General features: G+C 56.1%; 15 protein-coding genes and 1 riboswitch. Of the genes, 5 read left to right on the top strand and 10 right to left on the bottom strand.

Annotated features, from left to right (window positions below; genetic code table 11):
• Positions 1-78: 78 nt before the first annotated feature.
• The 4 genes from queF to queC all read right to left on the bottom strand — a co-directional run bounded on the left by queF (position 79) and on the right by queC (position 2,877).
• Positions 79-573 (bottom strand): preQ(1) synthase, encoded by a 495-nt coding sequence (gene queF / locus ACI48J_RS22945; RefSeq protein ID WP_405080374.1) that lies wholly within the window; start codon positions 571-573, stop codon positions 79-81.
• 179 nt (positions 574-752) lie between these two features.
• The gene (queE, locus tag ACI48J_RS22940; protein WP_231392153.1) at positions 753-1,415 is read right to left on the bottom strand and encodes a 7-carboxy-7-deazaguanine synthase QueE; all 663 of its coding nucleotides are present in this window, start codon (positions 1,413-1,415) and stop codon (positions 753-755) included.
• Positions 1,416-1,726: 311 nt separating this feature from the next.
• The gene (gene queD / locus ACI48J_RS22935; RefSeq protein WP_405080373.1) at positions 1,727-2,215 is read right to left on the bottom strand and encodes a 6-carboxytetrahydropterin synthase QueD; all 489 of its coding nucleotides are present in this window, start codon (positions 2,213-2,215) and stop codon (positions 1,727-1,729) included.
• Positions 2,212-2,877 (bottom strand): 7-cyano-7-deazaguanine synthase QueC, encoded by a 666-nt coding sequence (gene queC, locus ACI48J_RS22930; protein ID WP_326054061.1) that lies wholly within the window; start codon positions 2,875-2,877, stop codon positions 2,212-2,214. The genes queD and queC overlap by 4 nt, the downstream gene beginning before the upstream one ends.
• 194 nt (positions 2,878-3,071) lie before the next feature.
• Positions 3,072-3,115: riboswitch (PreQ1 riboswitch) on the bottom strand.
• Between the two features lie 244 nt (positions 3,116-3,359).
• Between queC and ACI48J_RS22925 the strand changes: the two genes are divergently transcribed.
• Positions 3,360-4,187, top strand: coding sequence for an SDR family oxidoreductase (locus tag ACI48J_RS22925; protein ID WP_405080372.1), 828 nt, complete (start codon positions 3,360-3,362; stop codon positions 4,185-4,187).
• A gap of 162 nt (positions 4,188-4,349) precedes the next feature.
• On the opposite strand, the gene ACI48J_RS22920 is transcribed toward ACI48J_RS22925, so the two are convergent.
• The 6 genes from ACI48J_RS22920 to ACI48J_RS22895 form a co-directional block, all read right to left on the bottom strand.
• Entirely contained in the window at positions 4,350-4,703 is a 354-nt protein-coding gene (locus tag ACI48J_RS22920) for a cupin domain-containing protein (RefSeq protein WP_326054063.1), read from the bottom strand.
• 23 nt (positions 4,704-4,726) lie between these two features.
• Positions 4,727-5,122: a DnaJ family domain-containing protein gene (locus ACI48J_RS22915; protein WP_405080371.1), complete on the bottom strand. Its 396-nt coding sequence runs from the start codon at positions 5,120-5,122 to the stop codon at positions 4,727-4,729.
• A gap of 28 nt (positions 5,123-5,150) precedes the next feature.
• Positions 5,151-5,471, bottom strand: a complete 321-nt coding sequence (locus tag ACI48J_RS22910) for a YnfA family protein (protein ID WP_326054065.1) — start codon at positions 5,469-5,471, stop codon at positions 5,151-5,153.
• Between the two features lie 126 nt (positions 5,472-5,597).
• Positions 5,598-5,825: a hypothetical protein gene (locus tag ACI48J_RS22905; RefSeq protein WP_009672142.1), complete on the bottom strand. Its 228-nt coding sequence runs from the start codon at positions 5,823-5,825 to the stop codon at positions 5,598-5,600.
• 65 nt (positions 5,826-5,890) lie between these two features.
• Positions 5,891-6,091 (bottom strand): YwbE family protein, encoded by a 201-nt coding sequence (locus ACI48J_RS22900; RefSeq protein ID WP_009672054.1) that lies wholly within the window; start codon positions 6,089-6,091, stop codon positions 5,891-5,893.
• 12 nt (positions 6,092-6,103) lie between these two features.
• Positions 6,104-7,057, bottom strand: coding sequence for an RluA family pseudouridine synthase (locus ACI48J_RS22895; protein WP_405080370.1), 954 nt, complete (start codon positions 7,055-7,057; stop codon positions 6,104-6,106).
• Positions 7,058-7,264: 207 nt separating this feature from the next.
• Between ACI48J_RS22895 and ACI48J_RS22890 the strand changes: the two genes are divergently transcribed.
• From ACI48J_RS22890 to ACI48J_RS22875, 4 genes are all read left to right on the top strand, one after another.
• The gene (locus ACI48J_RS22890; RefSeq protein WP_405080369.1) at positions 7,265-8,236 is read left to right on the top strand and encodes an ABC transporter ATP-binding protein; all 972 of its coding nucleotides are present in this window, start codon (positions 7,265-7,267) and stop codon (positions 8,234-8,236) included.
• Positions 8,233-9,333, top strand: coding sequence for an ABC transporter permease (locus ACI48J_RS22885; RefSeq protein ID WP_405080368.1), 1,101 nt, complete (start codon positions 8,233-8,235; stop codon positions 9,331-9,333). The genes ACI48J_RS22890 and ACI48J_RS22885 overlap by 4 nt, the downstream gene beginning before the upstream one ends.
• Positions 9,334-9,975: 642 nt before the next feature.
• Positions 9,976-10,236, top strand: a complete 261-nt coding sequence (locus ACI48J_RS22880; RefSeq protein WP_405080367.1) for a hypothetical protein — start codon at positions 9,976-9,978, stop codon at positions 10,234-10,236.
• Between the two features lie 103 nt (positions 10,237-10,339).
• Complete coding sequence (locus ACI48J_RS22875) at positions 10,340-12,121, top strand: B12-binding domain-containing radical SAM protein (protein WP_405080366.1); 1,782 nt, start codon at positions 10,340-10,342, stop codon at positions 12,119-12,121.
• Positions 12,122-12,204: the final 83 nt, after the last annotated feature.

The following is a 12,204-nucleotide window of genomic DNA, read 5'->3' as shown; positions in this document are numbered from 1 at the left end:
TTGAAAATACCGGAACTCATTTTCGGTCATATACGGGTACGGGCTAAGCCGTTTATAGCCGGTTAAATGGTCGGCGGCTTAGCGGTTATCGACTTTTTCCGGGTAAAGGTCGTGGTTCATCAGGCGGTGCTCCGCCATCTGCTCGTACTTGGTGCCGGGACGTCCGTAATTGCAGTAAGGATCGATGGAAATTCCGCCGCGCGGGGTGAATTTGCCCCAGACCTCGATGTATTTCGGGTCCATGAGCTTGATCAGATCGTTCATAATGATGTTCATGCAGTCCTCATGGAAATCGCCGTGATTGCGGAAGCTGAACAGATACAGCTTGAGCGACTTGCTTTCGACCATTTTGGCGTCCGGTATATAGCTGATATAAATGGTGGCAAAATCGGGCTGTCCGGTGATCGGGCACAGGCTCGTAAACTCCGGGCAGTTGAATTTGACGAAATAATCGCGGTAAGGGTGTTTATTGTCGAAGGATTCAAGCACCTGCGGCGCATAATTAAACGGGTATTGAGTTTGCTGGTTGCCAAGCAGAGTAAGATCGAGCTCTTCCTGGTTTCTTCCGGCCATAAAAGGCACCTCCGGTTTTAAATTCATAAGACTGCGGGCGACCGCATGTTAGGCAAGGCTGGAGGAAGTCATGCTGCTCCGCCTTCGATAAATGCAAGCGGGTAGCAGGCTGCAGCTCTGCTTAGGGCAGCCCGATCACCATGGACGGACGCAGGGTCAGGCCGCTGCGTCCGCGGAGATCAGACGCCCCGCTTGTTGCCCCACAGCAGGGCGTGAAGCTGAGGCAGCACGCGCACGTCGTTCAAATCCTCGGACGCCATCGTCAAATCGACGAGCCACTCGTATTTGCGCAGCAGCTGCCCGCGGAGCAGGTCGTCGTCCGCGAGGCGGACGTCCTCGTTGCCGGCCTGCAGATAGAACGGGACGGCAGGGTAGCGGCGGTGGACCTCCCGGGCGAACGCGAAATCGCGTTCGTCGAACACGACCACCTTGAGGCTGATGCCGTCCGGGTTCAGCCGCCGGACGATGTCGTCCAGCTTGGCGAAATCCGTCTCCATGCCGGAGCTTGGCGGCTTGGGAGAGAGCGTGACCTCGTCGATCTCGGTCAGCCAGTCCTGCCAGCGGGAGCCCTGCGTCTCGACGGCGGTGCGGATGCCTTTGGCCCGCAGCAGCTTCACGAGCGGGCCCAGGCTGCGCAGGAGGGCGGGATTGCCGCCCGACAAGGTCACGTGGGAGAAGCGGCTGCCGCCGGTGCGGACGAGCTCCTCCCAGACCGCTTCCGCGGTGAGCGGACGGATATCGCCTGCGCCCGATCCGTCCCACGTAAACGCGGAATCGCACCAGGAGCAGCGGTAATCGCAGCCGGCGGTGCGCACGAACATCGTCTTGCGCCCGATGACCATGCCCTCGCCCTGGACAGTCGGGCCGAAGATTTCGAGCACGGGGATGGTCGCTTCACCCGCTGCTGCCGTGCCCGAAGGGGACACGGCAGCAGCCGCCGCTTTGCCCGGAAGGGGGGCGTACGCGTCTGCCGAAGGGGAGCCGCCCCTGCTTCGGCTTTGCGGGGAGTGGCGTTGGCTCCGGCCGGCATCCGGGCTTGAAGCTCCGGTAGTCCGGCCGTTGAGCGGGCTCTCGTTCGCCGCTCCCGCATGGCCTGCCGCCGCGGTCTTGGCCGGTGCGCCAGGTAGAGCTGTCGTACGGGAAAGATCCGCGCTCATTCGCACATCCACTCCCGTCTCGCTTCGGCATAACTTGTCGGCGTCTCGTACAGACGGACGAATTCGACCCTGCCGCCCCGGGCTTTGGCCTGTATCTCATCCGACTGCAGAGCCGTCTCCATCTGTTCGTACAGCCAGACAACCATATTCTCGGCGGTAGTGTTCATGGGCGGGAGCGTCTCGTTCAGATACCGGTGATCGAGATAAGGCTCGATCCGGGTTTTCCAGATATCTTTGATCTCTCCGAAATCAAGCGTGAGGCCAATCTCGTTGACATAGCCGCTGATTCCGTAAACGGCTTTGTACGTATGGCCGTGAAGGTTTTTGCACTTGCCCTCGTAAGCGTGGAGATGATGCGCCGCATCGAACGTAAATTCTTTGGAAACGAGGACCCGCTTGGTATGGTAACGGAGCTGTTCGTGCCGGATGTCCTGCCCGTACCGCTGAAGGTTCTCTACGATGCGGAATTCGCCTGGCGTCTTCATCGGGCATCGGCTCCTTCGCGCTCCAGAAGATAGTTCCGCAGACCGGCCGAACGGAGCTTGCATGCCGGGCACCCGCCGCAGCCGTCTCCGACGATGCCGTTATAGCACGTAAGCGTCTTGGTGCGCACAAAATCGAAAGCTCCCAGCTCGTCGGAAAGCTTCCACGTTTCCGCTTTATTCAGCCACATCAGCGGCGTATGGATAACGAATGGATAATCCATGGATAAGTTCAGGGTCACGTTAAGGGATTTTACGAAAGCGTCCCGGCAGTCCGGGTAGCCGCTGAAATCCGTCTCGCACACGCCGGTAACGAGGTGTCTGGCCCCGGCCCCTTTGGCGTATACGCCTGCAAAAGAAAGGAACAGCAGGTTGCGTCCGTCCACGAACGTGGAAGGAAGTTCGCCTTCTTTTTCTTCAATTTCGATATCGCCGCGCGTAAGCGCATTGGGGGCGAGCTGGTTCAGCAGGCTCATGTCCAGTACGGTGTTCTTTACGCCAAGCTCGCGCGCAATCTGCGCCGCGCACTCGATTTCGAGTTTATGGCGCTGCCCGTAATCGAACGTGAGCGTCTCCACCTCGCCAAAATGCTTCAGGGCCCAGAACAGACACGTCGTGCTGTCTTGTCCGCCGCTGAATACGACAACCGCTTTTTCATGTTTCATCGCTCTTCCGTCTCCTTTTAAATAAAAAATAGGTGATGGAGAGAGTTCTTGATCCGTCATTTTAAACAAAACAAAAACAATGCCTCAAGGAAGGACGCAGCGCAATCAGAAAGCGAACCGGAAGTGAACGTCAAAAAAACGTACACATAGCGCCCGCTTTTTAAGCAGCTGTGCCGAATATCCAGGGATATTGTTTTTCCTTAGTTTTTTATAGAGGGAGTTCGCGAACCTCTCCCATATGCGCGGGGCATATGGATTTTCTTATTGGGTTATGAATCCGGCACTTTCATGGTTCCGTTCCAAGCCGTGCCTCGCATCAGAACCGTCTCATTATAACGCATTTGATCCGCCCATGTAAGGGAGCGGTGGAAATTCCCTTTATAATCGAACATTCTCAGCAGGGGATCGTGATGCCGTTCTATACTGGAAGTAACAAAAAGCCCTCCCTAATCAACGTTAGCGGGAGGCGGATGGAGGTATTCATGCACGAAAATTGGCCGGATTCGGCAAATGAGGCTGCTATACGAACACGAGCCAAGGCAGGTCGCGCTCCAGTTGCCATCGTTACGGGAGTTTCCCGCCGTATCGGTATCGGCGCCGCTATATGCCGGGCGCTGGCGGCCAAAGGAATGGATGTGCTATTCACATCCTGGACCGCATTCGATAAGGGAACGCCGTGGGGAGCGGATGAAGAGGGGCCTGACGCGATTTTGCGGGAGCTGGCCGAGTCGGGAATCCGTTGCGAAAGACTGGAGATCGACCAGTCCGATCCGGAAGCGGCGAAGCGAATTGTGGACGAAACGGAGAAGCGGCTCGGGTTTCCGTCTGTCCTCGTCAATAATGCGGCCTACTCGGTCAATGACGGGTACGAGAAGCTTGATGCGGCGAATTTGGATGCTCATTACGCCGTGAACATGAGGGGCACCGCCCTGCTCAGCGTGGAATTCGGCCGCCGGTTTAACCGGGGATCGGGCGGCCGGATTATTAACCTGACATCCGGCCAGTCTTTGGGCCCGATGCGGGGAGAGATCGCCTACGCGGCTACGAAGGCGGCTGTCGAAGCTATGACCGTGACGTTGGCTGCCGAGCTGGCACCCAAAGGGATTACCGTCAACGCGGTCAATCCCGGTCCGACCGACACCGGCTGGATGACGGAAGAGCTCCGGAACGGGCTCGCAGGTCAGTTCCCGTTCGGCCGGATCGGCAGACCGGAAGACGCCGCCAGACTTATCGCGTTTCTCGCGGGCGAGGAAGCGGAGTGGATTACGGGCCAGATCCTCCATTCGGAGGGCGGCTTTCGGCTCAAGTAACCAATTCCGGCTTTTTTCGGGCGTGCAGCAATGCCTTTGAATGCCCATTGCTCCTTTTAATGGGCCGGGGCCCGGGTTGAACCGGGCAAACCCCGACTCGCCCAAGGCCAAACTGGATGAAGAAATAAAACGAGCTATGCAGAGCATTCTGCATAGCTCGTTTTATTTGTCCTGCCCCGCAGGCTCGTCCACGAAAACCGTTTCCGCTTCTTTGGCTTCGAAGCAGAGATTGACGGTGCGCACGTCCGACCTCGTCCGGTGAACCGTACCCGCCGGAATCGTAAGCGTGTCGTTCGCTTTTAGCGAGGCAGTCGTTCCGTCCTCGAAGTCTATGAAGAGTTCTCCTTCAAGCACCATAAACAGTTCATCCGAATCGGGATGAAAATGCCAGCGGTAATTGCCGGTCATGACCGCGATGCGGAGCACATGCGAGTTTACGTCCGAAACGGCAAAGTTGACGTGCCGCTCTTGGATGTCGCGGGTAAGCTCAAGCAAATTTTGAGTAGTAAGGTTCATTTCGGTTTCTCCTGTTTCTCATCCTATTCGGACGGTTTATCCGGTTCTGCGGAAAATTTCGTTTCGATCCGGTCCCGGTACCGGGCAAGCGCGGGCGAGAGGTTCATACTCCGCTCTTCCATTAACATATTGAAGCGGAGCTTCTTGGCGTTGAGGGTTTTCTTCAGCTTGCCTCGTTCCTCTTCGTCATGACAGCATGCAAGGAGTTCCTCCAGTGTGATCATGTCTTTGCGGAGCTGCATTTCTTCGGGAAGGAATCCTGAATTTTTCATGATTTTATAAGACAAACGAAGCTCTTCCGGAACAGCGGACCAATCTTCTAGAACGAGCGGTTTGCCTTTGCCGGGCAGATTGTCGAAATCGCCGTTGCGAATCGCTTCCTGGATACGCTGCTCTACCAGACTGTCGAGGAAACTCATAGGTAAACGCCTCCTTCAAGACATTTGATCAGGTTCTGGGCGCCCACAAAATAATGGACACGCCGACGATGCAAACGGCCGCGCCGAGCCAATCGTAAAAATCGGGGGTCTTTTTGTCCACAAGCCACCCCCACACAACAGCGAGTACGACAAAAACGCCCCCGTATGCGGCATAGACCCGTCCGAAAGAAGGAAAGGCCTGGAGAGTCGGGATAATTCCATACAGGACGAGCACCAGGCTGCCCGCGATTCCGTACCCGGCAGGCTTGCCCTCGCGGAGCCACAGCCAGACGAGATAGCCGCCTCCGATTTCCGCGAGCCCGGCGATTACAAATAAAAGCATGGACATCTCAGGAACCTCCGGCGGAAGTGTGTTGAAGCAGGAGGCTTGGCGGATTTACCGCCGGTTCCTGCAAAAATAAAGACATGAAGCGGAACCCCCATGTCTTTGCCTACTGCTTATGACGTTCAAAGTTTAGACACCCATACGTCTTCTTTGATTGTTTTGTTTCTTGGTCTGCTGGCTTTTCATCATCTGATTGCCGGTTACCTGGTGCTTCTGCTGGGAGTTGGCCTGGGCTTGCGCCGCTTTCTTCTGGGCCATTTTCTGCTTCATGGCTTCCGCGAGCGAAACTTTGCGCGGCTCGGCCCCTTCGGCCGGTTGTGTTTCTGCGGATTGCGGTGTCTGTTGATTCTCTGACATTCGTATCACCTCACTGCGTTCATTACTTTTAGTTTATTGGTTTTCAGGACGCTTTACAATAGGGTTTAGGGCTCTTGTACAATTTCCTGCACCCGGCCGACCTGGCCGTCCGTCAGTCTGACTTTGATGCCGTGGGGATGATTGGGCGAATTCGTCAAAATATCTTTCACGACTCCGCGCGTCCGTTTGCCGGTACGCTGATCCTGCTTGAGCACAATGTCGACGGTCAGTCCGGCATGAATATTTTTTCTCGATTGTCCGTTCATGGGATTCTCCTTTTATGAAGTGGGCTTGCTGGCGAAAACCCGCAGAAACTTGCCCGGAATTTGGGTCTCGAACCGCATCGGCTGTCCCGTGGTAGGATGCTCGAACGCGATGACCCGGGCGTGTAAGCCGAGCCGGCCGATCGTGTTTTTCACGGAGCCATACTTCTTGTCGCCGACAACCGGATGGCCGATGTCCTGCATGTGGACGCGGATCTGGTTTTTACGGCCCGTTTCGAGCTGGACTTCAAGCAGGGAGTAGTCGGAGGAAGCCTGCAGCACTTTATAGTGCGTGACCGCCTTCTGACCGCCGTTATCCACGGGGCTGGAATACATCAGCAGCGTTTTGCTTTCTTTCAGCCAGGAGACGATCGTGCCTTCAGGCTTCTTGACCTTTCGTTCGACGAGCGCCACGTAGGAACGCTCGTGCACGGCTTCCTGCCAGGCAGTTTGAAGCGTCTGCTGGGTTTTCTCGTTCTTGGCGAACAGCATAACGCCCGACGTATCCCGGTCCAGCCGGTGGACGACGAAAATACGAGCTTTCGGGTCTTTTCTGCGGACATGCTCGGTCAGCTGCCAATAGGCGGTCAATTCCTTCTCGTCTCCGCCGGAGATCGAAAGAAGGCCCGCTTCTTTATTGATAACCAGCAGGTCCTCGTCTTCATGCAGGATGTGCAGTCCGATCGGTTTTTCCTCTTCGGTAAAGACGCTCCACTGAACCGTTACGCGGTCGCCGGGCTGGAGAGGATGGTCGTGGCGGGTCGTTTTTTTGCCGTTCACGGATACTTGGCCTCTGGACAGAATGCCCTTAACGGTGTTTCTTCCTTTATTCGCAAGCTTTTCAAGCAAAAATTTCATCAGCTCGGCCGCCTGCCCGACTTCGAATTGAGTCGGTTCTTTGTCCGTTTTCGGGGCGGACGGCCTGGCCGGTTTCGTTTTGGAGTTAAAAGGGGGACGCTGTTTTCGCATAGGTTGGCTCCTTCGGATCTTCTATCCATTTACTATAGCGCATCGGGGATTTAATTTCATCCCGGCCGGGCTCGTGATAAGTGCCGGATCGAGTGATATAATGGAAAAGCTGGAATCCTTTTAGGAAAATTGAACGCGGAAAACTCGCTTGGTTTGGGTAGTGCCGAAATAAAACGTACATAAACATTGAAAAAAGGGAGGCTGGGAATGCCGCAGACGGACGGATTAACAGACGAAATTCTCATTGATGTGGACGGACTGGTCAAAACGTACGGAAGCTTCACGGCCGTTAACGGCGTGCGCTTCCAGGTGCGCAAAGGAGAGGTGTTCGGGCTGCTCGGTCCCAACGGCGCGGGCAAGACCACGACCATCGAAATGATGGAAGGGCTGCGCAAGCCCGACGGGGGAACGGCGCGTATTGCGGGTTACGACACTATCCGGGAGCTCCGCAAGGTCAAGGAAGTGATCGGCGTCCAGCTGCAATCGACCTCTCTGTTCGATCTGCTGAAGGTGCGCGAGATCGTGGAGATGTACGCCAGCTTCTATCCGAAATCGGTGCCTGTCGGCCCCCTGCTCGCGGATATGACGCTGGAAGAGAAAGCGGGTGACCGCGTGAAGCACCTGTCCGGCGGACAGAAGCAGCGGCTCGCCATCGCGATCGCGCTGGTCAACGACCCGCAGGTGCTGTTCCTGGACGAGCCGACCACGGGTCTCGACCCGCAGGCGCGGCGCACGCTCTGGGACATTATCCTGCGCCTGAAGGAGAAGGGCAAGACCATCGTCCTGTCCACGCATTACATGGACGAGGCGCACGTGCTGTGCGACCGGATCTGCCTGATCGACAAGGGGCAGGTCGTCGCGCTGGATACGCCGGCCAACCTGGTGCGCAGCCTTCAATCGGAGAACGCGATTGAATTCCGGCTGCCCCAGGCGGAGTCGGCTTCCACGCGGGAGCGGACGGAGCTGACGGACACGCTGCGCAGGCTCCAGGGCGTGAAGCAGGTGGAGCTTGCCCGCGACACCCTCGTGCTGTACACCGACCATCTCCAGCAGTCGCTCACCGGCCTGATCCGGGAGGCGGAGCTGCGGGGCTGGAAGCTGACGGATCTGCTGACACGGACAGCCACGCTGGAGGACGTGTTCATTCACATGACAGGAAGGAGCCTGAGAGAAGAATGAAAGCGTACCTTCAATTGACGCTCGCGCAGCTCCGGATTTTTATCCGGAACAAGCAGGTGCTTCTCTGGTCTTTTCTGTTCCCTGTCTTCTTCATGGTCATGTTCGGCACGTTCTTCGGAGGGGGCGGCAGCATGTCCATCAACGGAGTCGTCATCGACCAGGACCGGTCGGTCCAGTCGGCTCAATTGGTCGGCGCTCTGATGAAGACACCTGCCATGAAGCTCAAACAGGAGGAGCATACGGCTCCGGGGCTCCAAAAGCTCAAGAACGGCGATCTTCAGATGGTGGTTGTCATCCCCGCGGGATACGGCAACAGACTCGATGCCGCCGTCAAGGGGGGAGAGGCCTCCTCCGTCAACGTTTACTTTGATCAGACGAACATGATGACCGCCGAGCTCGGCAAAACCGTCGTGGCCCAGGTGGCGGACGGCATCTCCAAAGAGAAGACGGCCTACAAGCCGGCGATAACGGTCAAAGCGGAAGGCGTTCAGGCGCTGAAGCTATCGTATATCGACTTCCTCGTTCCCGGCATCGTATCGATGATGATCATGTCCAACAACCTCAACGGTGTGGCGGGACAGATCGCCTCCTGGAGGGAGAGGGGCATTCTTCGCCGGATGCAGAGCACCACGCTGAAGTCGTCCACGTTCATCGCCTCGCAAATCACGGCGAGGCTATTGCTGAACGGACTGCAGGCGGTGATTGTTCTGCTCATCGCGTCCGTCATCTTCGGTACGAAAGTAAACGGCTCGTGGGGGCTGCTTCTGCTTTTCGTTATTCTCGGCACGCTGGCGTTTATGTCAGTCGGCTTTATCGTCGCGTCGCTGGCGAAAACACCGGAAAGCGCCGGACCGATCGCGGGATTTATTTCATTCCCCATGCTCTTTCTGGGGGGCGTCTTCTTCTCGGCGGACAGCATTCCGTCTTTCCTCCAGCCGGTCGTGAACCTGATCCCGATCACGCATCTGTCGACGGCGATGCGGCAGGTCATGAACGTGGGGGCGGATTTAACCGTGCTGTGGCCGCAGGCCCTTATCCTCGGCGGCTGGATGGTCGTCGCCTTCGCGATTGCGAGCTTTACCTTCAAATGGGAATAAGCGGACGTCATAAAAGAACCGCCCGAACATAGAGCAGAGAACCGTTTCCGTAACAGGAAACGGTTTTTTTATTGTTTTGATAAAGGGCCCCGTGCATTCAGGTCGGAAGAGCCAGATAAGCGGTAACGATAATCTTTAACGTAAGAGGATCGATTGTTCCGCTGTTTGTACCGGTCTGGGTCTGTGAATGTTTTTCGGTCCAGGTTATATTCGATTTCTCCCTTAAGGGAAACGATGGTTTTCCCGCCTGCGATCTACTAGGTGGCGATGATGTTGCATTGCGGTTCAGCTTCCACAGGGGGAGATGGTCCCCCGGACGCGAGACGCGAGAGATAGCTGCCGTCTCTTTCTTTCCTGTAGCCGTAGTCGAAAAAACGGGCGGCCTGATTCGGTCCGTAGACGGTTTCGGGCCGTTTCAACAGTTCTCCGCGGCCCTTCTCATCCAATTTTTCGGTCCGTCGGTTTATCCGTAACTAGGTCCGTCCGCTTTGAAACTTTAGACCGCACGGACAGAATAAATATTTTAATAAAAGAAAAATGTGTAAAATTTTCGCTTTGCGGATTTTCCATACGGTATGACGCGGCGCCTAAAGGGGCAACCTGGTACCAAAATGACAGCGCTTTATAAAGGAGGAGACGCCCATGATTTTGTACCAGCTTACCCAATGGCTTCAGGAGCATACCAGCATCCGCAAGGCGATTCAGCAGGAGGCGGGGGACCCCGGCGAACTTATGCAGCGCAAGGAGCAGGTGGAGCGGCAGCTGATGGAGCAGGCGGAGAGGTGGAGGAACGTGTACGCCGATGTGCCTGCTCTGCCCACCGCCGATCAGTTTCCTTCCTGGTCTTCCGAGACGGGCGCCGGGTGGGAGGACACGGAGCCGGAATTCGACACGCCGCGCTGACAAGACGCATGCGCCCGTATCCCTCCGCTTTGTCAACTCGGCGGGGTTCGTGTAGAATAAGAACGATCCTTGATTTTATTGATAAAAGAGGTTGTAAACGACCATGAATATCGTTCTTGCCACATTGAACGCCAAATACATTCATACTTCGCTGGCGCTGCGGTACCTGAAGGCATTCAGCGAGCCCGAATTTCCGATTGATATCGTGGAGTACACGATCAAAGATCCGGCGATGAACATCGTTTCGGACTTATACGGCAAAAATCCCGACGTGCTCGGTTTTTCATGCTATATCTGGAACATTGAAGAAACACTCCGCGTCATCCGCATGATCAAAAAAATCCGTCCCGATCTGACCATCGTCCTCGGAGGACCGGAAGTCTCCTACGATACGGAGGAATGGATGCGCACCGTTCCGGAAGTGGATTTTATCGTCATGGGCGAAGGGGAAGAGACGTTCAAGCATTTCCTTCAGGAGCTGTCGACTACGCGGAAGTTTCATTTCGTGTACGGCATCGCGTACCGCAAAGGGGAAGAAATTATTTTGACCCCCGGACGTCCGAAGCTGGACCTGAATGCGATTCCTTCTCCACACCGGTTCGAAGAAGATCTTAAGGACCTGGGGAATCGGGTCGTTTACTTCGAAACGAGCCGGGGCTGCCCGTTTTCATGCCAGTTCTGCCTATCCTCCATCGAGGTGGGGGTGCGCTATTTTGACATGGAGCGGACAAAGTCCGAAATCCTGTATCTCATAGCGAACGGAGCCAAACTGATCAAGTTTGTCGACCGGACGTTTAATATTAAGCGGGATTACGCCCTGGAAATTTTCCGGTTCCTGATTGACAACCATCAGGGTTGCGTGTTCCAGTTCGAGATTACGGCCGATATTATGCGGCCCGAAGTGCTGGATTTCCTCGCCGAGAACGCGCCTCCGGGAATTTTCCGCTTCGAGATCGGCGTCCAGTCCACGAACGATGAGACGAACAACCTGGTGAAGCGCCGTCAAAATTTCGCCAAGCTTACCCGCACGGTGACGAAGGTGAAGGAAAGCGGCAAAATCGACCAGCATCTGGATCTGATTGCCGGCCTTCCCGAAGAGAACTACGACTCCTTCCGCAAAACGTTCAACGACGTCTTCGCGCTTGGCCCCGAGGAGCTTCAGCTCGGGTTCCTGAAAATGCTCCGGGGAACCGGTCTGCGCATCGATGCGGCCAAGTACGGCTATATTTTCATGGACCAGGCGCCCTATGAGATTTTGGGCAATGACATTCTGCCGTTTACCGACCTGATCCGGATCAAACGTGTAGAAGACGTGCTGGAGAAATACTGGAACGCCCACCGCACTGACCATACCGTGAACTACCTGATTGCCTCGGAATTTTCTTCGGGATTCGATTTTTTCCAGGAGTTCGGCGATTACTGGGAGGAAAGAGGCTGGCAGAAAATCGGCCACCAGCTGGAAGATTTATTCACCCGGCTTCATGCTTTCCTGACCTGGCGGGGCACCAAACGGATGGACGTTATCGAAGGGCTGATGAAGCTCGATTATTTCCTGAATCACAAATACAAGCCGCGTAAAATCTGGTGGGATTTCAAGCTGGACAAAACCGGCCAGAGCGATTATTTAAAAAGAGCCGCGGATCGTCCGGATGAAGTTTCCGGCAATTTCAGCGAGCTGCGCATGGGCGAAAAGGACCTCCACAAGCATGCCGTCATCGAAGTGGTCCCGTTCGACCTGCAGCGCTATCTGCAGGACGGCTCGCTCGATACCTCGGCGGAATCGCTGCTGCTGGCCGTGTACCGGCCGGAAGCGGGCGGCCGTCCGTCCGTGTATTCGATGCCGCTGGGCCGTCCATCGGCGGCGTCCGCGTCCGCACGAAGCTGAGCGCACGCGCGGCAGAAAGGCTGCCTCCCCTCTTACGGGGAGGCAGCCTTTTTTGTTTGCGCATGTGCTTCGTAGTGAGGCGC

The sequence above is a fragment of the Paenibacillus chitinolyticus genome (assembly GCF_045038035.1).
GTDB lineage: Bacteria > Bacillota > Bacilli > Paenibacillales > NBRC-103111 > Paenibacillus_F > Paenibacillus_F chitinolyticus_A.
Note: the sequence above shows the minus strand (reverse complement) of the source record. Positions and strands in the feature narration are given on the sequence as shown.

Coding starts and splice junctions, on each gene's coding strand:
- queF (WP_405080374.1), bottom strand. CDS start 573: ATGGCCGGAAGAAACCAGGAAGAGCTCGATCTTACTCTGCTTGGCAAC.
- queE (WP_231392153.1), bottom strand. CDS start 1,415: ATGGTCATCGGGCGCAAGACGATGTTCGTGCGCACCGCCGGCTGCGAT.
- queD (WP_405080373.1), bottom strand. CDS start 2,215: ATGAAGACGCCAGGCGAATTCCGCATCGTAGAGAACCTTCAGCGGTAC.
- queC (WP_326054061.1), bottom strand. CDS start 2,877: ATGAAACATGAAAAAGCGGTTGTCGTATTCAGCGGCGGACAAGACAGC.
- ACI48J_RS22925 (WP_405080372.1), top strand. CDS start 3,360: ATGCACGAAAATTGGCCGGATTCGGCAAATGAGGCTGCTATACGAACA.
- ACI48J_RS22920 (WP_326054063.1), bottom strand. CDS start 4,703: ATGAACCTTACTACTCAAAATTTGCTTGAGCTTACCCGCGACATCCAA.
- ACI48J_RS22915 (WP_405080371.1), bottom strand. CDS start 5,122: ATGAGTTTCCTCGACAGTCTGGTAGAGCAGCGTATCCAGGAAGCGATT.
- ACI48J_RS22910 (WP_326054065.1), bottom strand. CDS start 5,471: ATGTCCATGCTTTTATTTGTAATCGCCGGGCTCGCGGAAATCGGAGGC.
- ACI48J_RS22905 (WP_009672142.1), bottom strand. CDS start 5,825: ATGTCAGAGAATCAACAGACACCGCAATCCGCAGAAACACAACCGGCC.
- ACI48J_RS22900 (WP_009672054.1), bottom strand. CDS start 6,091: ATGAACGGACAATCGAGAAAAAATATTCATGCCGGACTGACCGTCGAC.
- ACI48J_RS22895 (WP_405080370.1), bottom strand. CDS start 7,057: ATGCGAAAACAGCGTCCCCCTTTTAACTCCAAAACGAAACCGGCCAGG.
- ACI48J_RS22890 (WP_405080369.1), top strand. CDS start 7,265: ATGCCGCAGACGGACGGATTAACAGACGAAATTCTCATTGATGTGGAC.
- ACI48J_RS22885 (WP_405080368.1), top strand. CDS start 8,233: ATGAAAGCGTACCTTCAATTGACGCTCGCGCAGCTCCGGATTTTTATC.
- ACI48J_RS22880 (WP_405080367.1), top strand. CDS start 9,976: ATGATTTTGTACCAGCTTACCCAATGGCTTCAGGAGCATACCAGCATC.
- ACI48J_RS22875 (WP_405080366.1), top strand. CDS start 10,340: ATGAATATCGTTCTTGCCACATTGAACGCCAAATACATTCATACTTCG.